The organism is Nonomuraea sp. NPDC052634, assembly GCF_040678535.1.
Taxonomy (GTDB): domain Bacteria; phylum Actinomycetota; class Actinomycetes; order Streptosporangiales; family Streptosporangiaceae; genus Nonomuraea; species Nonomuraea fastidiosa.
In genome coordinates, this window is sequence record NZ_JBFATY010000001.1 from 2,575,044 (window position 1) to 2,596,456 (window position 21,413).

The 21,413-nt window shown below is 71.6% G+C and carries 18 protein-coding genes, 1 tRNA gene and 1 pseudogene; 10 read left to right on the forward strand and 10 right to left on the reverse strand.

Annotated features, from left to right (window positions below; translation table 11 throughout):
- The first annotated feature begins 20 nt into the window (after nucleotides 1-20).
- On the forward strand, nucleotides 21-698 hold the full coding sequence (locus AB0K67_RS11430; protein ID WP_364056678.1) for a DUF6766 family protein: 678 nt from the start codon (nucleotides 21-23) through the stop codon (nucleotides 696-698).
- A gap of 52 nt (nucleotides 699-750) precedes the next feature.
- Here AB0K67_RS11430 and AB0K67_RS11435 read toward each other — a convergent pair.
- Nucleotides 751-1,464: pseudogene (locus tag AB0K67_RS11435) on the reverse strand (pyridoxal-phosphate dependent enzyme); the annotation flags it as partial.
- 43 nt (nucleotides 1,465-1,507) lie between these two features.
- Between AB0K67_RS11435 and galK the strand changes: the two are divergent.
- A complete protein-coding gene (gene galK, locus AB0K67_RS11440) occupies nucleotides 1,508-2,623 on the forward strand; it encodes a galactokinase (RefSeq protein WP_364056681.1) in 1,116 nt (371 codons plus the stop codon).
- Between the two features lie 49 nt (nucleotides 2,624-2,672).
- Here galK and AB0K67_RS11445 read toward each other — a convergent pair whose 3' ends face one another.
- From AB0K67_RS11445 to AB0K67_RS11455, 3 genes are all read right to left on the reverse strand, one after another.
- Nucleotides 2,673-3,449 carry an enoyl-CoA hydratase-related protein gene (locus AB0K67_RS11445; protein WP_364056684.1) on the reverse strand — a complete coding sequence of 259 codons (777 nt, stop codon included), beginning with the start codon at nucleotides 3,447-3,449 and terminating at the stop codon, nucleotides 2,673-2,675.
- Between the two features lie 48 nt (nucleotides 3,450-3,497).
- Nucleotides 3,498-4,736: a nitric oxide synthase oxygenase gene (locus AB0K67_RS11450; protein ID WP_364056687.1), complete on the reverse strand. Its 1,239-nt coding sequence runs from the start codon at nucleotides 4,734-4,736 to the stop codon at nucleotides 3,498-3,500.
- A gap of 869 nt (nucleotides 4,737-5,605) precedes the next feature.
- Nucleotides 5,606-5,677: transfer RNA gene (locus AB0K67_RS11455), tRNA-Asn, on the reverse strand.
- Between the two features lie 127 nt (nucleotides 5,678-5,804).
- On the opposite strand from AB0K67_RS11455, the gene AB0K67_RS11460 reads away from it, so the two are divergent.
- On the forward strand, nucleotides 5,805-6,122 hold the full coding sequence (locus AB0K67_RS11460) for a YtxH domain-containing protein (protein ID WP_364056690.1): 318 nt from the start codon (nucleotides 5,805-5,807) through the stop codon (nucleotides 6,120-6,122).
- A gap of 113 nt (nucleotides 6,123-6,235) precedes the next feature.
- On the opposite strand, the gene AB0K67_RS11465 is transcribed toward AB0K67_RS11460, so the two are convergent.
- From AB0K67_RS11465 to AB0K67_RS11475, 3 genes are read right to left on the reverse strand one after another with little or no spacing between them, the layout of a single operon-like run.
- Nucleotides 6,236-6,709 carry a hypothetical protein gene (locus AB0K67_RS11465; RefSeq protein WP_364056693.1) on the reverse strand — a complete coding sequence of 158 codons (474 nt, stop codon included), beginning with the start codon at nucleotides 6,707-6,709 and terminating at the stop codon, nucleotides 6,236-6,238.
- On the reverse strand, nucleotides 6,706-7,980 hold the full coding sequence (locus tag AB0K67_RS11470) for a hypothetical protein (protein ID WP_364056696.1): 1,275 nt from the start codon (nucleotides 7,978-7,980) through the stop codon (nucleotides 6,706-6,708). Before AB0K67_RS11470 ends, AB0K67_RS11465 begins: the two co-directional genes overlap by 4 nt.
- A gap of 32 nt (nucleotides 7,981-8,012) precedes the next feature.
- Nucleotides 8,013-8,171 (reverse strand): hypothetical protein, encoded by a 159-nt coding sequence (locus AB0K67_RS11475; RefSeq protein WP_364056699.1) that lies wholly within the window; start codon nucleotides 8,169-8,171, stop codon nucleotides 8,013-8,015.
- Nucleotides 8,172-8,348: 177 nt separating this feature from the next.
- On the opposite strand from AB0K67_RS11475, the gene AB0K67_RS11480 reads away from it, so the two are divergent.
- Entirely contained in the window at nucleotides 8,349-9,524 is a 1,176-nt protein-coding gene (locus AB0K67_RS11480) for a hypothetical protein (protein ID WP_364056702.1), read from the forward strand.
- Nucleotides 9,525-9,570: 46 nt separating this feature from the next.
- Here the strand turns inward: AB0K67_RS11480 and AB0K67_RS11485 are convergent, their stop codons facing one another.
- Nucleotides 9,571-9,762 carry a hypothetical protein gene (locus AB0K67_RS11485; protein WP_364056705.1) on the reverse strand — a complete coding sequence of 64 codons (192 nt, stop codon included), beginning with the start codon at nucleotides 9,760-9,762 and terminating at the stop codon, nucleotides 9,571-9,573.
- On the opposite strand from AB0K67_RS11485, the gene AB0K67_RS11490 reads away from it, so the two are divergent.
- Genes AB0K67_RS11490 through AB0K67_RS11515 form a run of 6 tightly spaced genes read left to right on the forward strand, consistent with a single transcriptional unit; the run spans nucleotide 9,752 to nucleotide 16,648 of the window.
- The gene (locus tag AB0K67_RS11490; protein WP_364056708.1) at nucleotides 9,752-11,698 is read left to right on the forward strand and encodes a tetratricopeptide repeat protein; all 1,947 of its coding nucleotides are present in this window, start codon (nucleotides 9,752-9,754) and stop codon (nucleotides 11,696-11,698) included. The two genes, AB0K67_RS11485 and AB0K67_RS11490, sit on opposite strands and share 11 nt — an antisense overlap.
- Before the next feature lie 35 nt (nucleotides 11,699-11,733).
- Nucleotides 11,734-12,534, forward strand: a complete 801-nt coding sequence (locus AB0K67_RS11495; protein ID WP_364056711.1) for a protein phosphatase 2C domain-containing protein — start codon at nucleotides 11,734-11,736, stop codon at nucleotides 12,532-12,534.
- Nucleotides 12,527-13,813: a VWA domain-containing protein gene (locus AB0K67_RS11500; protein WP_364056714.1), complete on the forward strand. Its 1,287-nt coding sequence runs from the start codon at nucleotides 12,527-12,529 to the stop codon at nucleotides 13,811-13,813. The genes AB0K67_RS11495 and AB0K67_RS11500 overlap by 8 nt, the downstream gene beginning before the upstream one ends.
- The gene (locus AB0K67_RS11505; protein ID WP_364056717.1) at nucleotides 13,813-14,466 is read left to right on the forward strand and encodes an FHA domain-containing protein; all 654 of its coding nucleotides are present in this window, start codon (nucleotides 13,813-13,815) and stop codon (nucleotides 14,464-14,466) included. The genes AB0K67_RS11500 and AB0K67_RS11505 overlap by 1 nt, the downstream gene beginning before the upstream one ends.
- Nucleotides 14,463-15,848 (forward strand): hypothetical protein, encoded by a 1,386-nt coding sequence (locus AB0K67_RS11510; RefSeq protein WP_364056720.1) that lies wholly within the window; start codon nucleotides 14,463-14,465, stop codon nucleotides 15,846-15,848. The genes AB0K67_RS11505 and AB0K67_RS11510 overlap by 4 nt, the downstream gene beginning before the upstream one ends.
- Nucleotides 15,845-16,648, forward strand: a complete 804-nt coding sequence (locus tag AB0K67_RS11515; RefSeq protein ID WP_364056723.1) for a transporter substrate-binding domain-containing protein — start codon at nucleotides 15,845-15,847, stop codon at nucleotides 16,646-16,648. The genes AB0K67_RS11510 and AB0K67_RS11515 overlap by 4 nt, the downstream gene beginning before the upstream one ends.
- A 64-nt stretch (nucleotides 16,649-16,712) precedes the next feature.
- Here AB0K67_RS11515 and rpoD read toward each other — a convergent pair whose 3' ends face one another.
- Nucleotides 16,713-17,849 (reverse strand): RNA polymerase sigma factor RpoD, encoded by a 1,137-nt coding sequence (gene rpoD, locus AB0K67_RS11520; RefSeq protein WP_364057542.1) that lies wholly within the window; start codon nucleotides 17,847-17,849, stop codon nucleotides 16,713-16,715.
- A 1,522-nt stretch (nucleotides 17,850-19,371) separates the two neighbouring features.
- Complete coding sequence (gene dnaG / locus AB0K67_RS11525; RefSeq protein ID WP_364056726.1) at nucleotides 19,372-21,213, reverse strand: DNA primase; 1,842 nt, start codon at nucleotides 21,211-21,213, stop codon at nucleotides 19,372-19,374.
- Nucleotides 21,214-21,413 lie beyond the last annotated feature (200 nt).

The window sequence follows — 21,413 nt, forward strand, 5'->3', positions numbered from 1 at the left end:
GTCCTGGGGTGGTCGCGGCTGTGAGGTGGATCAAGGAGAACTCGCTGGCGCTGACGTTCCTCGTGCTGTTCCTGCTCGCGGTGGCCGGGCAGGCGGTGGCGGGCCTGTTCCACTACAACGACGAGCAGACGGCCCAGGGCGGCGAGCCCGTCTCGCTGTGGTCGTACGTGGCCTCCTCGTCGTACGCCGTGAACGTGGCGGAGAACTGGCAGTCGGAGTACCTGCAGTTCTTCCTGTTCATCGTGCTGACGGTCTGGCTGGTGCAGAAGGGCTCACCGGAGTCGAAGGAGCCGGGCAGGGCGGGCCGGGAGTCCGACGAGGAGCAGCGCGTCGGCCGCCACGCGGACCCGGACTCCCCGCGCTGGGCCAGGGCGAAGGGGGCGCGCCTGTGGCTGTTCAGCAACTCGCTCGGGCTGGTGATGGGGCTGATCTTCCTGCTGTCGTGGCTGGCGCAGTCGGTGGCGGGGCATGCGGCCTACAACGCACAGCGGCTCAGCGGCCTGCGCGATCCGGTCACGTGGGGCTCGTACGTCACCTCGGGCGAGTTCTGGGACCGCAGCCTGCAGAACTGGCAGTCGGAGCTGCTCGCCGTGCTGTCGATGGTGGTGCTATCGATCTATCTGCGTCAGCGCGGCTCGCCCGAGTCGAAGCCGGTGGGCGCGCCGCACGCCTCGACCGGCGTGGGGGCTGACCGGTGATCACGGCGACGATGCGGGTGCCGGGCGCGAAGGCCCCCTGGCGGGCCAGGTCGACGATGCCGAGCATCATCTTGGCCACATAGATCCGCTCGAAGCCGTGGCGGGCGGCGAACGACTCCAGCTCGGGCGTCGTACGTGCGTAGCCGCCGAAGTGGTGGTCGAGGTCGATCGACCAGTTGCGCCACGTGCGCCCGTACGCCTCGCGCTGCAGCCTGGCCACCTCGTCCTCCAGGAACGCGGCCCCTTTCAGGACCGCGAACCCCAGCGCCCGCTTCCCTTCGGGCAGCCCCGCCGCGATGCCCGCCAGCGTGCCGCCGGTGCCGACCGGGCAGCAGATGACGTCGTAGTCGTCCTCGATCTCCCCCGGCAGCTCCGCGCACCCGCGTACGGCCGCCGCGTTGCTGCCGCCCTCGGGCAGGATCGTCACATCCTCGCCCCATTCGGCGCGCAGCCGCGCCAACACCTCCTCGGTGTGCTTGCGCCGGTAGGTCGCGCGGTCGAGGTAGGTGAGCTTCATGCCGCAGGCGGCGGCGCGGGCCAGTACGGGGTTGAGCGGCAGGTGCTCCTCGCCCCTGATGACGCCGATCGTCTCGATGCCGTGACGCGCACCCGCCTCGGCGACGGCCCTGATGAGGTTGGAGTAGGCGCCGCCGAACGTCAGCAGCCGCGCGTGCCCGAGGTTGTACTTCAGTTTGCGCGGCTTGTTGTCGTCGTGACGCAGGAAGACCCGGACCTGGCCAAGCGCTGGATCCAGGAACTCCTCCATGGCGCTAGTCTACGGACGGGTCCATGTTGAGGAGTGTTCGCTTATGCGCGTTGTTGAAGCTTTTCGTGCCGCCTTCGGTGCGGCCCCTCAAACCGTCTGGCGCGCGCCCGGCCGCGTCAACCTGATCGGCGAGCACACCGACTACAACGACGGTTTCGTGCTCCCGTTCGCAGTGCCTTGGGGCGTCACGGCGGCGCTCACCCCGCGCGCCGACGGCAGGATCCGCCTGCTGTCGCTCCAGTCCGCCGACGGCGAGCCGGTCGTCATGGAGACCCGCGAGGAGTCGCGCGGCTGGACCCGCTACGTCGTCGGCGTCCTCGCCATGCTCGGCGACCGCGTCGCCGGCGCCGACATCGCCATCGACGGCGACGTGCCGCAGGGCGCGGGCCTGAGCTCCAGCGCCGCCCTGGAGGTGGCCGTCGCCTCCGCGCTCAACGACGTGCACGACCTCGGCATGACGCCCATGGAGCTGGCGCTGCTCAGCCAGAAGGCGGAGAACGACTTCGTCGGCATGCCCTGCGGCATCATGGACCAGGCCGCCTCGGCCCTGTGCGAGGAGGGGCACGCGCTGTTCCTCGACTGCCGCTCGCTCGGCACCCGCTCCATCCCGCTCGACCTGGCCGCACACGGCCTGAGCATCCTCATCATCGACACGCAGGTTCACCACGAGCACGCCGGCGGCGAATACGCCAAGCGCCGCGCCGAGTGCGAGTCCGCGGCGCGCAAGCTCGGCGTGACCGCGCTGCGCGACGTCACCGACCTGGCCGCCGCGCTGGAGCGGCTCCAGGGCGACGAGCGCAAGCGCACCGAGCACGTCGTCACCGAGAACCACCGCGTCGAGGCGCTGGTCGGCCTGCTGCGCGCGGGCGCCGTCACGGAGATCGGCGCGCTGCTCAACGCCTCCCACCTGTCGCTCAGGGACAAGTACGAGGTGTCGGCGCCCGAGCTGGACGTCGCCGTCGAGGCCGCGCTGAAGGGCGGCGCGCGCGGTGCGCGGATGACCGGCGGCGGCTTCGGCGGCTCGGCCATCGCGCTGGTGCCGGTCGAGCGGCTGGAGAGCGTGCAGGAGTCGGTGTCGGCCGCCTACGCCGAGCGCGGCTTCCAGGCGCCGCGCTTCCTGCCCGCCACCCCGGCGCGGGGCGCCCACCGCGTCGCCTGACGTTCGCTGACCGGCCGTCTCTGCCGGGCCGCCCCGGAGAGACGGCCGGTCACAGCGGCGGGAAGTTCGGCGGGCGGCGCTCCAGGAAGCTCGCGACGCCCTCCGCGAAGTCCGGCCGCTCGAACGAGGCCAGCATCTCGTGCACGGCCGTCTTGGCCGACTCCTCCAGCGTGGCCTCCCAGTCGTGCCACACCTGCCGCTTGATCACCGCCATCGACGCCGGGGAGCTGTGCACGGCCAGCTCCCGCGCGTACGCCAGGACCTCCTCCATCAGCGACTCCCCCGGCACCGCCCGGTTGGCCAGCCCCAGCTCGTACGCCTCCCTGCCGGTGAAGACCCGCCCCGACAGCAGGACGTCCATGGCCCGCTGCTGCCCCATCACGCGGGGCAGCACCCACGCCAGCCCGTACTCGGCGACCAGTCCGCGGCGCGCGAACGCCGTCGTCCACTTGGCCTCCTCGGCGGTGAAGACCAGGTCGCAGACGAGCGCGTGCACCATCCCCAGCCCCGCGCAGGCCCCGTTGACGGCCGCGATGATCGGCTTGCGGATCGTCGTGGGGAACGTGTTGGGGCGCGGGTCGGGCGCCGCGTCGTACGAGCCGCTTCGGATCGCGCTCAGCGTCTTGAAGTCGGCGCCGGAGCAGAACCCCTTGCCCGCGCCGGTGACCACCACCACCCGCACGCCCGGATCGGACTCGGCCTCGGCCAGCAGGTCGAAGTAGCGCCGGCCCATCGCGTCGGTCCACGCGTTGAGCGTCTCCGGCCGGTTGAAGGTGAGGGTCAGCACGCCCTGGTCGTCGAGCGAGGAGAGCACGAGTTCCGCCATGCCCCCAACAGAACCATGTTCTAGCCCGGGAGGGCAAGGACACGGTGATCAGTCGTGGTGGACGAAGGTGGGGGTCAGGACGCGGGTGTCGTAGTAGCGATGGAAGACCGGGGTGGCGCTGCCGGACATCGGCGGCACGATCCACGACCAGTCCGCCGGGCAGACCCGGCCCGCCTTCTCCTCCCGTTCCAGGTGGGTGAGGAAGCGGCGCGACTCGGTGTGGTGGTCGGTCATGGTCACCCCGGCCCGCTCGAACGAGTGCAGCACCGCCACGTTCAGCTCCACCATGGCGTGGTCGCGCCACAGGGAGCGCTCGGTCGAGGTGTCCAGGCCGAGCCGCTCGGCCACCACGGGCAGCAGGTTGTACCTGGCCTCGTCGCCCAGGTTGCGCGCACCGATCTCGGTCCCCATGTACCAGCCGTTGAACGGCGCGCACGGGTAGCACAGGCCGCCGATCTCCAGGCACATGTTCGAGATGGCCGGTACGGCGTGCCAGCGCAGCCCCAGCTCCGCGAACCACGGGTACTCGGGATGCGTCAGCGGCACCTCCAGCACGGCGTCGCCAGGCAGGTTGCACAGCAGCGGGCGGCCGCGGCCCGGGTGGATGATCAGCGGCAGCACGTCGAACATGCCGCCCCCGCCCTGCCAGCCCAGCGCCTGCGCGGCCTCGGTGAGCGCCACGTTCGCCGGGTCGCCCACAACGCCGTCAGGGGTGCGGTAGCCGGCGTACCGGATGAGCTGATCGTTGACGATTCGCGGGGCGCGCATGGTGGGCGTGTCGGGCGGCAGCACGGTGATCGTCGGCCTGATCTTGCCCCGGCCGACGCCCTTCCCGGAGCCGGTGACTCCCCCGGCCTCTGCGCCGGGGCATCCGCCGGAGCCGGGGCCTGCGGCGGGACTCCTGCCGATGCCGGAGGCTTTGCCGGAGCCGGTGGCGGCGCGCAGGTGCGCGACGCACTCCAGCGCCACGCCCTCGGCCGTGTGCACGTCGCGGCGGTCGCGGACCTTGAGCGAACGCCAGTACAGCCGGCCGATGCAGCGGTTGCTGTTGCGCCAGGCCACCCGGGCGCCGAATTCCAGCTCCTCGTAGGTGTGCGTGTAGGTCCCGTAGCGGGCCACGTCTCTGGCCACGTCACGGAGCCTGGCCTGCAGGCCGCCGACCGAGGGGTTCTCGGCGTGGAAGAGCCTGATGAAGCGCTCCGCCTCGCGGAGGTCGATGGTGCGCCCGTTCACCGTCCTGGAGACGGGCGCGTCGAAGGGACGTAGGGACCTGATCCAGGTAGTCACGCGGCAACCAGCACTTCCCGGTCATCGGATCGCCCCGCCGATTCCGGGTCGGCGACACGTCCTGCCGGAGGCGCCCTCTCCCCGCCTCCACGACTTCTGCCCGCGGCTCCGGTCATGACGACCGGCTCCGCCATCCTGCCGCCCCGGCCCACGCCTTGTCCCGCGAATCACGAAATCCCGCCACCATCGCACTACATAACGTGAAAATCGGGACCCAGCCGCCTTTCCCCGCCGAGCAGACCAGGACCACCCCTCGGCAACGTGACCCAGATCACTCTCGAGAAGGCGCTCGATCAGGGGCCGGCGCACGCCGAATCGCCTCCCCACGAGACGTCCGAGCGCGCCGAACGTGACGCAGATCACGTCCGCGAGGACGGCCCGGCCGCTTCCGATCCGGCCCGGCGCGAGACGGTTCGCCGCCCCGGAAGGACTTCGGAGGGGCGCCGATGCCGCCCGGGGTGACGAAGATCACTTATCGTCGGGAGCCTGAGCGTCTCGAAGATCGGCGCAGCCGGCCGATATGGGCCATGTCGCCGCCGCGCATGAGCGCGTAGCCGATCACGGAGGAGGCGGCGGATTCCGCACGGCGCCCATCGGGCGGAGCGCTCGGCGACGGCGCGAAACCCCTGGAAACGGCGGCCGGGACCACGAGGGCCGGGCCGGACGGCCGTGGAAACGGCGGCCGGGACCACGAGGGCCGGGCCGAACGGCCCTGGAAACGACGGCCGGGACCACGAGGGCAGGGCCGGACGGCCGTGGAAACGACGGCTGGGACTGCGAAGACCGGGTCAGGAGGCGCTGCGAACGACTCAGGCCCCCTCACCCGTAGGTGAGAGGGCCTGAGTTACCAACCTCTTGGTTGGTGGCAGCTCCCGCGATTGGACTCGAACCAATAACCTGCCGGTTAACAGCCGGCTGCTCTGCCATTGAGCTACGCGGGATCGAACCGTTTGCCCACTTCGTCGGGGCTTTTCCGGCCCCTCCGCGGTGCGCACGAATAGATTAGCGCACTCTCGGAGTGCGTGTCGCATCGTGAGCGGGGTAGGCCCGAGACAGCGGAGGTGCAACATGCGTTATCGGATGACATTCGCTGTCGGTCTGGCGATCGGCTACGTGCTGGGCAGCCGCGCCGGCCGCGAGCGCTACGAGCAGATCAAGCAGGCGGCGCAGCGCGTCGCCGACAACCCCCGGGTGCAGGAAGTGGCCGGGATCGTCGGCGCGCAGGCGTCGAAGGTCGTGGGGAAGGCCAGGACGAAGGTGGGCGATCAGCTGCAGCGGCGGATCCCGTTCCTCGGCTCGCACGAGCATCAGCCCGACACGGGCACCGGCTGGCCGGATGAGGAGAACGTCGAGCCGAAGACCCGCGAGAGCGGCATCCCGTACTGACCGCTTCTCACGAAAGTTCGCAGAAGACGGCATGGGCGTGTGCGGGCGTACACCCCCGCACGCCTGAGCCCGCCCCGCCCATGCCGCTGAAGACCCCTGAAGACCCCTAAGGGTCAGACGCCCATGCTCCGCCGCACGCCCTCCAGGGCCTGCTCGGCCTGCGCGCGCAGGCCGGGGTCGTCGGGGTCGAGCCCGTCGTCGAAGACGAGCGTCCAGCCGAGCACCTCGCCACCGGGCGGACGCCGCGCCACCAGCCGCACCCCGCCCCTGCCCGGCAGGCTGACGTGCTTGTTGACCACGATCGTGGAGTTGACCCGCTCCCGGACGGTCTCAGGCAGCAGCCGCGGGTCGGCGATGAGCTCGTGGTACTGCTCGCCGCCGGTGGTGGTCAGGTGGATGCCGGTCTCGTCCCACGACGCCCGGTCGATCTCCTCGTACGGCACCCGCGTCCCGTCGGAGAGGTGGAGCGCGAGGTTGGTGGCCACCACGTGGCCGTCGGCGGATGCGGCGAAGGTCAGCACCCGCTCGCCGCGCTCCGTCTTCAACGAGGTGCGCACGTCGGCGGGCAACCGGCGGAAAAGACTCATTGCTCCACGTTATCCGCGAGCAGGTCGAGGGTGAGCGCCGCGCTCCAGGAGAAGTCCCGGCAGCCGCGCCCGCTGCCGTCGAAGGGGTCGAAGCACTCGCGGAACCCGGCCTGCCTGACCAGGCGCAGGGTGCCGTTGGCGAGCTGGCGGCCGAGGTGGTCGAGCGAGTGCACGGCGGCGGCCCTGCGCAGCAGCCAGTTGGTGTTCACCCAGGAGGGGCCCCGCCAGTAGCGGGTGCGGTCGAACTGGGCGGCGCGGATCTCGCAGCTCGGCACGGGGTAGCCGGACGCCCCCATGAACCTGGCCGATTCCAGCGTCTCGACGGCCGCCTGGAGGTGTCCTGCGGGCAGCTCGGGGTCGAGCAGCGGACCGAACGAGCCGACCGTGCACACCTTGATGAGCCGGTCCGTACGCAGGTCCCTGGCGTAGAAGCAGCCGTCCCAGAGACGGTCGAGCAGCCCCTGCCTGATGCGCTCGGCCCGCTCGGCGTGGGGTGCGGGGTCGGCGCCCGCGAGCGGCGCCAGCTCGGCCATGGCCTGGCAGGAGGCCAGCCAGATCCCGTTGAACATCGGGTCCTCGACCGCGAACGGATGCTCGTCACGCAGGTACTCAGGGCTGTAGCCGGCGTCGCGGTAGCGCATGGCGAGCCAGACGTAGCGGTCATGGTCGCCGCCTGGGTGGCGTTCCTCCATCTCGACGGCGCGGTTGCCGTACCGGGGGGCGGGGACGGCGGTGAGCGGCTCGTCCCATGCCGGGCTGTCGTCCATGCCCGACTCCCACGGGTGCACGATCGCGGCCAGCCCCGCGCCGCCGATGTCGCGGGTGGCGGCGAGGTAGTCGTGCTGGGCGGCGAGCGCCGGGTACGTCGCGCGGACGAACGCGGCGTCGCCGGTGTGGCGGTACAGCCACCACAGCGCCAGCCCGTGCAGGGGCGGCGCGGTGAGTCCCGAGGTGAGCACGCCGGGCGCGGCGTCGTGCTCCTGCGAGCGCCAGACGGAGGGCCCGGGGAAGTACGCCTCGCGGGTGTGGAAGACGATGTGGGGCACCATCCCGGTCGCCCATTGCCCGCGCAGCAGGCTGAGCAGCTCGTCGCGGGCCCGGTCCGGCCGGTGCCTGGCCAGGCCGATCACGATGAACGCGGAGTCCCAGCTCCACTGGTGTGGATAGAGCCCCGGCGCGGGCACGGTGCCCGTGCCCGTCCAGTTCGCCTCGAGCACGGCCAGAGCCTCGCGCCCGAGCGCGGCATCGTCTACGGCAGGCCGCGCCTCCATCTTCCAACTATGACCGGGGATCCGGCGGGATGCTACGTCCGCTTGAGCATCTTCGACACGAACGCGACGCCGAAGAGGACCAGGCCGATGACGAGCGCCCATTTGAGCAGGTCGAAGACGAATCCCACGAGGGGGCCGAGCAGGAAGAGCGCGGCGATGACGGCCGCGACGATCAGAAGTACACGTCCCATGTCCGAAACGCTAAGAGATCGTTAAGTCGTTTGCAGGCGGCCAGGGGTTAGATCAGGGACAAGTCAGGGGCGTCCCCGAGCTAAAGGAACTAAAGCCGTTGAACCGGCCGTTCAGCCGGTATAAACGGGGCTACGGGGGGCCTCCTCACGGGGAGCGTGATGAGCCTGGGACCACCAATGAGCCGCGAAGGCGCCGATCACGCCCTGCGTACGCGCGCCGACGAACGCGACCGCATCTCCGGCGACCTGCTCGACCTCGAGTCCCACACCACGTACCGGCTGCTGAAGGACGCGAAGCTGCGCGGCGCCACCGAGCGGCGCTGGGCCAAGGCGAGGGAGTCGCTGACCGCGCTGTGGTCGCTGTACGACGCCTACCGCGCCGTGCTGCGGGAGGCCGAGCAGGTCAGGGCGAGCCGCACCCGGCTGGGCGCGGAGCAGCTGGCCCGGCTCACCGAGCTGCTGGCGGGCGAGTCGGTGGTGCTGCGCGCCGCGGCCAAGCCGGTCGAGCGGCGCTCTTTACGCGGTGAGGCCGACGAGCGGCTGACGCTCGACGAGGCCGTGATCCGCATGGACACCGCCTTCCAGGAGGTCACGGGAGCGCTCAACGACATCGACGCCGTGTGGAACGCGCTGCTCCCCCGGCTCGATGAGGCCGCCGCCGACCTGCGCCGCATCAGGGAGCTGGCGCGCGAGCTGGGTGAGGACGACGATCCCGGCGCGGCGTACGCGGTCGAGGAGGCGGAGCTGGCGCGGCTGCGGTCGGCGGTCGTCGAGGATCCGCTCGGCCCGCCTATCGAGCAGGACCTCGACCGGGTGGCGGGCCTGCTGGCCGCCGGCCGGGCCGAGCACGAGCAGGCGGTGACGGTCAAGGCCGAGTACGCCCGGCGCAGGGAGGACCTGGTGGCCGCTCTCGATCGCGTACGCGCGGCCGAGAGCGAGGAGCGGCTGGCCCACGGCGCGGTCGTCGTCAAGATCGCCCTGCCGCCGCAGGCACAGCCGCGCAGCAGGGTCGAGCCGCTGGCGGCGGAGCTGGCCGCGCTCGACGTGTCCGCCGGCACCTGGGTGCTGCGGGCCAAGCGGCTCGCGGCCCTGGAGGACGAGGTGCGCGCCGCCGAGGAGCGGGCGCGCACCACCGCGAGAGCCCTGTACGGCCTGCTGGCGCGGCGTGACGAGCTGCGCGGGCGGCTCGGCGCCTGCCAGGCGATGGCCGTACGCAAGGGGCTGGCAGAAGACCCGGAGACGACCGAACGGTACGAGCTGGCGCGCGCCCTGCTCTGGACCGCCCCGTGCGATCTGACGCGGGCGGCCGCGGCCGTCGATGACTACCAGCGCGCGATCCACGGAGGTGAGTGATGAGCCGCTGCGCGCAGCCCGGCTGCACGGGCACGATCGAGGATGGCTACTGCGACCTCTGCGGCATGGCCGAGAGCCCGCCTCCGATCCCCGCGGCCGCGTCGCCGAGCATGTCGTCGAGCACGTCGCCGAGCACGTCGCCGAGCCCGGCGCCCGACCCGCTGCAGACCCGGCCGGTGAGCAGGTCGGTCAGCTCGCCGTCGGGCAGCGGCAGGTCACGGGCCGGAGTGCTGGCCACGATCGCCGACCTGCCGTCGGTGCCCTACCGCGACCCGGCGACGGCGGTGATGGCCGATCCGCAGGTGCCGGAGGAGAAGCGGTTCTGCGCGAACTCGGCCTGCGGCAAGCCGGTGGGCCGCTCCCGCGACGGGCGTCCTGGGCTGACCGACGGGTTCTGCAGGCACTGCGGCACCCAGTTCTCGTTCACGCCGAAGCTGGCCAAGGGTGACCTGGTGGGCGATCAGTACCGCGTGCTCGGCTGCCTGGCGCACGGCGGGCTCGGCTGGATCTACCTCGCCTCGGACGAGAACCTGGACGGCCGCTGGGTGGTGCTCAAGGGCCTGCTCAACACCATGGACCCCGAGGCGCTCAGGGTGGCGGAGGCCGAGCGCAGGTTCCTCACCACGGTCGACCACCCCAACATCGTCAAGATCTACAACTTCGTCCGCGCCGGCGGCCACAGCTACATCGTCATGGAGTACGTCGGCGGCCAGTCCCTGCACGAGCTGCGCCGCCAGGGCCCGCTGCCGCTGCGCGAGGCCCTCATGTACGGGCGCGAGATTCTGCACGCCTTCGGCTACCTGCACGAGCAGGGCCTGGTCTACTGCGACCTCAAGCCGGCGAACGTGATCAGGGTCGGCAAGGGGCTCAAGATCATCGACATGGGCGCGGTGCAGCCGTTCGGCTCGCCGGTGGGCTCGTCGTGGGTGACGCCCGGCTACCACGCCCCCGAGCTGGAGACGCGGCCGTCGTCGGTGGCCTCCGACCTGTACACGGTGGCGAGGACGCTGGCGGTGCTGGCGGTCCCCGGCTGGAGCCCGACGTCGGGCGGCGTGCCGAATCCGCTGCCCGACGACTGCGGGCACCCGTCGTTCACCCGGCTGCTGCGGCGGGCGACCGCGCCGGATCCCGCCGACAGGTTCCAGAGCGCGTGGGAGATGGAGGAGCAGCTCGTCGGCGTGCTGCGGGAGGTCTGCGCGCTCGAGGAGGGCGTGCCGTACCCGGCGATGTCGTCCCTGTTCGGCCCGGAGCGCACGGCGGTCGGGACGGCGCTGTCGGAGTCGCGCGAGCAGGTGTTCGGCCCGCTCGACCCGCGGGCGGCCGCGGCGGCGCTGCCGGTGCCGCTGACCGACCCTGGCGACCCGGCGGCGGGCGCGCTCGCCGGTCTGCTCGGCAGCGAAGGGCCTGAGCTGCTCGCCCAGCTCGCCGGGATGACGCAGACGCCGGAGACGAAGCTGATGCGGGTCAGGCTGCTGGCCGAGGACGTCTCGCCCGAGGCGCCGGCCGCGCTGGACGACCTCGACCACGAGCTGCCCGGCGACTGGCGGGTCACCTGGTATCGCGGGGTGTTCGCGCTGGCCGGCGGCCAGGCGGACATGGCGGTGGCGTGCTTCGACGCGTGCCTGTCGGCGCTGCCCGGCGAGCCCGCGCCGAAGCTGGCGCTCGCCTTCGCGCTGGAGTGCGCGGGCAGGCCCGCGGCCGGCTGGTACGACCTCGTCTGGCGCACCGACCGCGCCTACGTCAGCGCGGCGTTCGGGCTGGCCAGGTCGGGCCGGATGAACGTGCTGGACGAGGTGCCCTCGACGTCGGTCTACCGGGTGGCGGCGCAGGTGGCGCTGGCGGCCTCGGTCGTGCGGCGGCCGGACCTGAGCGGGCTCACGCCGTCCGATCTGGTGTCCGCCGTCGAGCGGGTGACCGGGCTGAAGGGCATCGACGGGCGGCAGCGCGACGTGCTCACCGCCGAGCTGCTGCGCGGGGCGCTGGACTGGCTGGAGACCGGCCCGCCGTCACCGCCGAAGGACCTGACGCTGGCCGGCGCGCCGTTCACCGAGCAGGGGCTGCGCCGGCGGCTCGAATCGATCTACCGCAGGCTCGCCGCGCACGCCGACTCGCGGCAGGAGCGGCACGCGTTCATCGACCTCGCCAACTCGGTGCGGCCCAGGACGTGGTGGTGATGGGCGGCAACGGGCCGGCCTGCCCGGTCTGCGACATGTCCGTCATGCCCGGCGACTCCTACTGCGAGGCGTGCGGGCATCCGCTGGGCTCGCCCACCTGCGCCTCGTGCGGGGCGGCGGCGGTGGACGCCGACGGCTACTGCGAGCGGTGCGGGCTGCGCCAGCCGACCGGACGCGACCACGCCGAGCTGGTGCTGCCGGGCGGCGCCGCCGCTTTGACCGACAAGGGGCTGCGGCGGGCCCGCAACGAGGACGCGGTGACGCTGCTGGAGGCGGGCGGCTCGGTGGTGACCGTGGTGTGCGACGGCGTGGGCAGCTCGCCCCGCGCCGACGAGGCGTCCGCGGTGGCCGTCGAGACCGCGGCGGCGGCGCTCGCCAGGGGGCTGCCGGAGGAGGAGGCGTTCGCGCTGGCCGGGCGGGCGGTGGCCAAGCTGGCGACCTCGCTGGACGACGCGCCCGCCTGTACGTACGTCTCGGCCGTGGCCGAGCCAGGCGGACGCGTGCGGCTGGCGTGGGCCGGCGACACGCGGGCGTACCTGCTGCCCGGCGGCGAGCTGCTGACCGAGGACGACGTGGTGGCGACCGGCGAGATCACCGCCTGGCTCGGCGCCGACGCCGACGGCGCGGCGCCGCACGTCCGCACCCTCACCCCGCCCAGGCCCGGCCTGCTGCTGGTGTGCAGCGACGGCCTGTGGCGCTACCTGGAGGGCTACGCCTTCCCCGCGTCCGGCACCCCGGTCGAGATGGCGCGCGAGATGCTGCGCCACGCGCTCGACTCCGGTGGCCAGGACAACGTGACCATCGTCGTGATCCCCCTAGGAGAGGCTCATGAGTGACCAGCCTGCCTTCACGCTGACCATCGACCAGAACAAGTACCTCCCTCTCGATGGCCGCGAGGTGCACGCGATCCTGACCGTCAGCGCGACGGGGGCGGCGACCGTCCAGGCGGCCTCGACGGAGGCGGCCGAGGTGATCATCGTGGACACGTCGGGCTCGATGAGCGGCAGCAAGATCCGCGAGGCCAGGATGGCGGCGACGACGGCGGTGCAGACGCTGCGCGACGGCGTGCACTTCGCGGTGATCTCGGGAACGAACCGGGCCAGGGTCGTCTATCCCACGAGCCGCGACGGCCTGGCCGTGGCGAACCCGGCGACCAGGGCCGAGGCCGAACGGGCCATCTCCAAGCTGACCGCGCACGGCGGCACCGCGATCGGCGCGTGGATCAAGATGGCGGGTCACCTGCTGACCGCGCACCCCTCGGCGATCAAACACGCGCTGCTGATGACCGACGGGCAGAACAACGAGGGCGAGGACACCTTCGCCAACGTGCTGGCGGCCTGGAGCGGCAAGTTCGTGGTGGACAGCCTGGGCGTGGGCGACGACTGGGTGCCGGCCGAGCTGCGCAAGGTGGCCGAGGCGATGCTGGGCACGTTCGACTTCGTACGCAACCAAGAGGACCTGCCGGAGTACTTCCGCAGGCTGACGCAGGCGTCGATGAGCAAGACCGTGGCGGAGCTGTCGCTGCGGGTGTGGACGCCGCAGGCGGCGCGGCTGAAGTTCGTCAAGCAGGTCTCGCCCACGCTGCTCGACCTGACCGGCAAGCGCACCGACGTCAACCCGCTGACCGGCGACTACCCGACCGGCTCGTGGGGGCAGGAGGAGCGCGAGTACCACATCTGCGTCGAGGTGCCGCAGGGGCAGATCGGCCAGGAGATCCGGGCGGGCTGGGTCAAGCTGGTACGCCCCGACACCCAGGAGGTCCTGGCCAGCGGCAACGTGCTGGCGCAGTGGACCGACGACCTGGCGGCGTCCACCCAGATCAACCGCAAGGTCGCCCACTACACGGGCCAGGCCGAGCTGCACGACCTGATCCAGGAGGGGTTGAGCGCCCGCGCGATGGGCGACGCCGACACCGCCACCGCGCGCCTGGCCAAGGCGCACCGGCTGGCCGAGGAGTCGGGCCGCGAGGACACCGCGCGGCTGCTGGAGAAGGTGGTGGAGGTCGATCCGGCCACCGGCACGGCGCGGCTGCGGCGCCACGTGGACAAGGCCGACGAGATCGAGCTGGACACCGGGTCGGTGCGCACCAGCCGGCTGCGGAAGGAGGGAAGCTGATGGCGACCTGCCCGCAGGGACACGCGTCGGGGGCCGACGACTACTGCGACGTCTGCGGCATCCAGATGGCCCCGCCGGCCCGGCCGGTGTCGCGGCCCCAGCCCCGAGCCCAAGCTCCCCAGCCTGAGACGCAGGCGCAGCCGGCCGAGAACTGCCCGATCTGCCAGACGCCCAGGGCGGGGCAGTTCTGCGAGGTGTGCGGCCACGACTTCACCGGCGCCACGCCGGCCCCCGTCCCCGTGACCGGCGTGCGGTGGGAGGCCGTCGCCGCCGCCGACCGGGCGTACTTCGACAAGGTCATCGCCGAGGGCGGGCCGGACGCCGCCGCGATGCAGTTCCCGCCGTACTGTCCCGAGCGTTCCTTCCCGCTGCTGGGCGAGCAGGTGCGCATCGGGCGGCGCAGCAGGGCCAGGAACATCACGCCCGAGATCGATTTGACCGGGCCGCCCGAGGACCCCGGCGTCTCCCACCTGCACGCGGTGCTGCTCGCGCAGCCCGACGGCGGGTGGCTGCTGGTGGATCCGGGCTCCTCCAACGGCACCCAGGTCAACGGCCGCACGCTGCAGACCAACGTGCCGACCAGGGTCGGCCCCGGCGACCGCATCCACCTGGGCGCCTGGACGGTCATCACCATCAGGGAGGGCACGCCATGACGATGGTGCAGACCCCGGCGGGCGCCGTCACCCGGGCACCCGCCGCTCCCCCGCCCGCGCGCCGGCGCAGCGTCCCCGGCCGGATCCGCCTCATCACCGGCGTCACGATCGTGTCGCTGGCTCTGCTGTTCGCCGCGCTCGCCGCCGGCGGCTCCAGTGCCCGCGAGGGGCTGCGGGTGATCGGCCGCGACGCCGGCCCGCAGGTCGTCGCCACCGCCGGGCTCTACCTGGCGCTCAGCGACATGGACGCGCAGGTCGCGAACGCGCTGGTGATGGGCAAGGACTACCCGCAGCAGCGGCAGGAGGCCACGAAGGCCTACGACAAGCGGCGGGCCGAGGCGGGAGCGGCGCTGCTGAAGGCGTACGAGCTGTCGCTCGACGACGAGGCCGAGCGCACGACCGTGCGGTCCATACTCGACGGTCTCGGCCGCTACGACATGCTCGCCGGTCAGGCGCTGCTGCTCGACGAGAAGGCGGGGCACGCGGCGGGACCGCCGCCCGAGGAGGTGGTGCGGACCTATCGGGAGGCCACCGACCTCATGCGGCAGGTGCTGCTGCCGCAGGCGTACAACCTGACGCTGGAGAACGGCACGATCGTGCGCGCCACCTACGACGAGAAGGCGTTGTGGGTGCCGCTGTGGCGGGCCGTCGTCGTGGTGACCGGGCTGATCGCGCTGGGCTGCCTGATCTGGCTCCAGGTGTTCCTGGCGCGCCGCTTCCGCCGCGTGTTCGGGCCCGCCCTGGTGGTGGCGACCGTGACGACGGCGGTGGCGCTGGGGTTCGGCGTGCACGTGCTCGGCCAGGACGAGCAGGCGCTGCGCACCGCCAAGAACACGGGGTTCGACTCGGTGCTGACGCTGGCCAAGGCGCGGGCGATCAGCAACAGCATGCAGGGCGACCAGAGCCGCGCTCTGCTGGACGAGGAGCGCGCCGACACCTACAAGCACACGTACTTCGACAAGTCGCTGTCGCTCGTCTTCTACGACGTCGGCAACCTGGACGCCTACCACGACCAGGTGACCGCGGGTTCCACGAACTTCCTCGGCATGCTGGGGCCCGAGCTCGTCGGCTCTCAGGGGCATGCGGTCTTCCGCGCGTACCAGGCGTTCCAGACGGAGGACGAGAAGTTCCGCGCGCTGGTCGACGAGAAGCGGACGAACGAGGCCGTCGCCGCCAGGATCGGGCCCGTCACGGGCGCGTTCACCGCCTACGACGACGCGCTGAAGGCGCTGGCCGGCACCCACCAGGGGGTGCTCGCACGGGCCACCGCGCAGGGCGAGGGCGCGCTCGACGACCTGTGGCGGCTGCTCCCCTACGCCATCGGCGCGATCGGGCTGCTGGTGATCGCCGGGGTGTGGCCACGACTCAAGGAGTACCGATGAAGCGAGTGCTGACGGTGGCGCTGCTCCTGGCCTCGGTGGCGGTCTCGGGCTGCGCTGCGGACGGGCGGGAGTCGATCCTCGACAAGGACCGGCTGGTCATCGGGGTGCGCTCCGACCTGCCGTCGGTCGGGTTCGAGCGTGCGAAGGGCACGTTCGAGGGCTTCGACGTGGACGTGGCCGCCTACATCGCCGGGAAGCTGGACAAGGAGTTCACCTTCCGCGGCGTGCTGGCCGCCGACCGGGAGAAGGTGCTCGCCGACGGGCGGGCCGACATGGTGCTGGCCACGTTCACGATCGATCAGGACCGCAAGCAGCGGGTGCTGTTCGCGGGGCCGTACCACATCTCGTACCAGGACATCCTGACCAGGCCGGGCGAACGGATCGGCGACGTGCGCGAGCTGGAGGGGCGCCGGATCTGCGAGGTGCAGGGCGCGAACGCGGCCCAGCGGGTCGTGGACGAGCGCGGGGTGAAGGCGCAGGTGGTGCCGGTGCGCGACTACGCCCAGTGCCTGGCGGCGCTGAAGAACCGCCAGGTGGACGCCGTCACCACCAACGACGTCATCCTGGCCGGGCTGGCCAAGCAGGACGGCTCGGGGCTGACGCTGAACAACGCCCAGTTCAACGAGCAGCGCACCGGCGTGGGGCTGCGGAAGGACGACGTGGCGGGCTGCGAGGAGGTCAACCGCGCGATCACCGAGATGTACCAGGACGGGACGGCCGAGAAGCTGCTGAAGAAGTGGTTCGGCGGGTCACTGCCCCTGGACACCGTCGCCGTGCCCCAGTTCGAGGGCTGCTCGTAACGGGCTCGAAGATGTAGGGGGCAGGGGAAAGGGGACGGCCGTGGCCGTCCCCCGTCGTCCCTGATCAGTCCAGGTAGTCCCGCAACATCTGCGCGCGCGTCGGGTGGCGCAGCTTGGCCAGCGTCTTCGACTCGATCTGGCGGATGCGCTCCCGCGTGACGCCGAACTCCCTGCCCACCTCCTCCAGGGTGCGCGGATGCCCGTCGGCCAGGCCGAAGCGGAGCTGGATGATGCGCTGCTCCCGGTCGGAGAGCGTGGCGAGGATGTCGTCGAGCTGGTCCTGCAGCATGATGAAGGCAGCGGCCTCCATCGGCACGACCGCGTCGGCGTCCTCGATGAAGTCACCGAGGTCGGAGTCCTCCTCGCCGATCGGCGACTGCAGCGACACGGGCTCCTGGGCGATGCGCTGGATCTCGACCACCCGATCGACCGGGAGGTCCATCTCCTTGGCGATCTCCTCGGGCACCGGCTCGCGACCGAGATCCTGGTGCAGCTGGCGTTGCACTCTGACCAGCTTGTTGATGGTCTCCACCATGTGCACGGGGATGCGGATGGTCCGCGCCTGGTCCGCGATGGCCCGGGTGATCGCCTGACGGATCCACCAGGTGGCGTACGTGGAGAACTTGTAGCCCTTGGTGTAGTCGAACTTCTCGACCGCCCGGATCAGACCGAGGTTGCCCTCCTGGATCAGGTCCAGGAACAGCATGCCGCGGCCCACGTACCGCTTGGCGATGGACACCACGAGCCTGAGGTTGGCCTCGATCAGCCGCTGTTTGGCCCGCGTGCCCTGCCAGACCAGCTCCCTGAACTCAGGGAAGGCCAGAGGCGAGACCCCGTTCGCCAGCTTGTCCTCGGCGAACAGGCCGGCTTCGATCGACTTGGCGAGCTCCACCTCCTCCTCAGCGGTCAGCAGGGGCACCCGGCCGATCTCCCGCAGGTAGATACGGACGAGATCGCTGGTCGGCGCCCGCTTGCCTACGTCCTCCTCATCGGCGCGGGTGGATTCCTCGTCGCCCTGTGGCTCGAGGACCTCCACGCCGTTCTCGGCGAGCATGCGCACGACGCGTTCCAGCGCGTCGGACGGCAGCTCGGATCGGTCAAGCGCGGCTGCGACGTCATCGACGGTTACGCTCCCGCGCTCCCTTCCTTTCGCGACGAGGTCCGCCACCTGATCTACGGATGGCGGTCCACTTGGCAGCACCGATGCACCCACGAAGGACAGTCTGCAGTATTGGTTCCATCAAATGGCAGACCCATTTTTGTCACCGAAGGTAAGACGATCGTCTTTGCCGAATTGAGATCGCAATAAGGTTTGGCCCGAGTTTGATCAGGAAAGTAAAGTCAATTACGCGGTCTGGGAATCACGCGCCCGGCGACGACGTCTGGCCGGACGCATCTCTTTCGCTGCCTTCTTCCCCGTTGCACGCCTGCTTTGTCCAGCATTGGACCGCGCCAAGTTTCCTGGTCAACCACCCGGTTTCGCTGCCAAGCCCGCTGCAAAACTGTTACCTGAGCGACGACTCTGAACACCGTTCAGCCCCCTCGAAACGCCGCGCGGGACGGCTCGGAGGGCGGCCCGGGATGCTCAGGGACCCCCGCACGCGGCGCACTCGCCCGGAATGGGCGAGCGGGGCCCCGCACATGGCCAGGCACGGGCTGGCGGGACGGGACGGGGCGTGGCAGGGCCGCCCGCACGACGGTCGCACAGGCTGCGAATGCTGCGCTCACGCCCCGTCAGGCAACCGCCCAGCGCTGCCGGTGGGAGCTTGCGTCCACCCGCCGAGCAGGCGCGCATCGCTGCCGGTGAGGCTTTCGCCCGCCCGTCGAGCAGGCGCGCATCGCTGCCGGTGAGGCTTTCGCCCGCCCGCCGAGCAGCCGCGAGAGCTGCCGTCGGGGCGCTCAGCCGCCCACGAAGCCGCTGCCCAGTGCAGGTGCCAGAGCGGTTCGGCCGTCCCGCTAGGCGGTCGCGCCGACCGTGCGCGATGGGGGCGCTCGGGTGGCCGCATCGCGCGACGCTGCCGCCGGGCCCGCTCAGACGGCTGTCCGCACACGCGTCGCGGGTGACCGGTGGCGACACGGCGAACGGGGAGCAGGACGCCACGCTCAGCCGCTCACGAGGCTGGCGCGCAGGCCGTGGGCAACGGTGTCCGGGCGCCCTGCTCGGCTGCCGTGCAAGGATGCGGGCTGGGGCTGCTCAGGTGGCCGGATCGCCCACAGCGGCGCGCTGGAGCCGCTCAGGCGGCCCACCTGCCACGCATCAGCGCCGCATACGAGAACCCTCAACCGCCCACAGGGCACCCGCACCGGCCACAGGGTAGGCCCGCGGGCAGGACCGGCTCAGCCGCCCGCGACACCGCCGCACATGGCGGTGAACGCTCGCCTGCGGGGGCCGTCGCGCGGGCGGCGAGCAGGCCCCTCATCCGCCCGTAGGACAGTCCCGCAGGTCAGCCGTGAGCAACCGCCGCGAGGCGCCGGTAAGCGGCGCCTCGCGGCCGGGGCAGGAAGCCGCCGGAAGTGGTCCGTTGCCCAGGCCACAGGCCCCACGGGGCAGCCGTCGCGAGGCCCCGGAAGCGGGGCTCCGTGGCCGAAGCAGGCGGCCGCCGGGATCGGCCCGTCCTCAGGCCACAGGCCACAGGCCACAGTGAGCCTGCTCCGTTCCGGGGGACGCCGTCGTTGTGGTGGTCAGCCGCCGCAAGAGGCCGGTGCGCGGCGGCCGAAGCGGGTCAGCCGCCGGCGAGGCGGTCGCGGAGGACGCGGCGGCGTTGTTCCAGTGCTACCAGCTCGCCGAACAGCTTGTTGTACTCCTGCTGCTCCTCCACCGGGTTGAGCCGCTGGATGCGGGACTTGACCTGGGCGATGGCGCGGTCGACCGGCATCGCCTCGGCGGCGGCCATGATGTCGTTGGCGTAGCGCTCCTCGGCGTGGGCGTCGGCGTGGATGGGCTCGACGGCGAAGCGGGTGACCAGCGCCCGCGTGCCCTCCTCGTGGGCGTGCTCCATGAGCCGGTCGACCCACTCGCGGCCGCCGTGGCCGGCCGAGACGACGCCGCCGGCGGCCATGATGACGCGGTGGAGCGCCGCGTGCTCGGGCGTGGTGAACGCGTCGGCCTCCAGCGCGTCGAAGCGCGGCCCGAGCAGCGCGGGCCGCTGCACGGCGAGCTTGAGCAGCTCGCCCTCGACCCGCGCGCTCGGATCGACGGGCGCCGCCTGCGGTGCGCGCCTGCGGCGGCCCTGCTGGGCGCCGGAGACCTCGGAGATGCGCTGCATGACGAAGCGTTCGTCCATGAACCCGAGCCAGCGGTCGAGGTCGATGGCGTAGCGCTTGCGCAGCCCGGCGTCCTTGATGCCGGCCACGATGGGCGCGGCGGCGTCGAGCGCGGCGATCTTGCCTTCGTTGCTGCGCAGGTCGTAGCGGGAGATCGTGCTCTTGATCGCGAACTGGAACAGCGGCTCGCGGCTCGCGATGAGGTCGCGCACGGCCGCGTCGCCCTGCTTGACGCGCAGGTCGCACGGGTCGAGCCCGTCGCTCTGCACCGCGACGTACGTCTGCGTGACGAATTTCTGCTCGTCGGCGAACGCCCGCAGCGCCGCTTTTTGACCCGCCTCGTCGCCGTCGAAAGTGAAGATCACCTCGCCGCGGAACTCGGCCTGGTCGAGCAGGAAACGCCGCAAAACCTTGATGTGCTCTTCGCCGAACGAGGTGCCGCACGTGGCCACGGCGGTGGGCACGCCGGCGAGATGGCAGGCCATCACATCGGTGTAGCCCTCGACGATCACGGCCTGCGCGCGCTTGGAGATCTCGCGCTTTGCAAGATCGATTCCATAAAGGACCTGGCTCTTCTTGTAAAGCGGCGAGTCAGGTGTATTGAGATATTTCGGGCCATCATCGGAATCGAGCAACTTACGTGCGCCGAAACCGATCACATCGCCCGTGGCGTCCCGAATCGGCCAGATCAGCCGGCCCCTGAACCGGTCGATGGGCCCGCGCCTGCCCTCCCTGGCCAGGCCGCCCTTCACCAGCTCGTCGACGGTGAATCCGCGGCCCAGGAGGTGGCGGGTCAGCGCCTCCCACTCGGCCGGCGCGTACCCGACACCGAACTTCTCGGCGTCGGCACGCTCGAAGCCGCGCTCGGACAGGAAGCGCCGCCCCGGAGCCGCCTCGGGGCTCATGAGCTTCTCGGCGTAGAACTCGGCGGCGATGCGGTGGGCCTCGATGAGGCGGGCGCGCTCGCCGTGGTCGCGCCTGGGGACGTAGCCGCCCTGCTCGTACTGGAGCTGGATGCCGGCCCGCTGGGCGAGCCGCTCGACGGCCTCCGTGAACGAAAGGTGCTCGATCTTCTCGACGAACGTGATCACGTCGCCGCCCTCGCCGCAGCCGAAGCAGAAGAACATGCCCCGCTCGGGCGTGACGTTGAACGACGGCGTCTTCTCGTCGTGGAACGGGCACAACCCCTTGAGATTGCCGCCCCCGGCGTTGCGCAACTGGATGTGCTCGCCGATCACATCGGCGATGGGAGAGCGCTCGCGCACGAGCGCGATGTCGACGTCACGGATCCGGCCAGCCACGCCGGGAAGTCTATTCCGCCCCACCGACGGTTCTGCTCGTCGTGGGTGTCCCCGGCATGGGGAGTGGGCCGCCCTGACATGGGAGTGCGGGTGTCCCCGGCATGGCAGATCACGGGTGTTCACGGCGCGGGAAACGGGGAGGTAGCGGAGGGTCACCACGCGGCTGCTAAAGGGGGAAAGCGGCAATGCGGGGGCTCCCG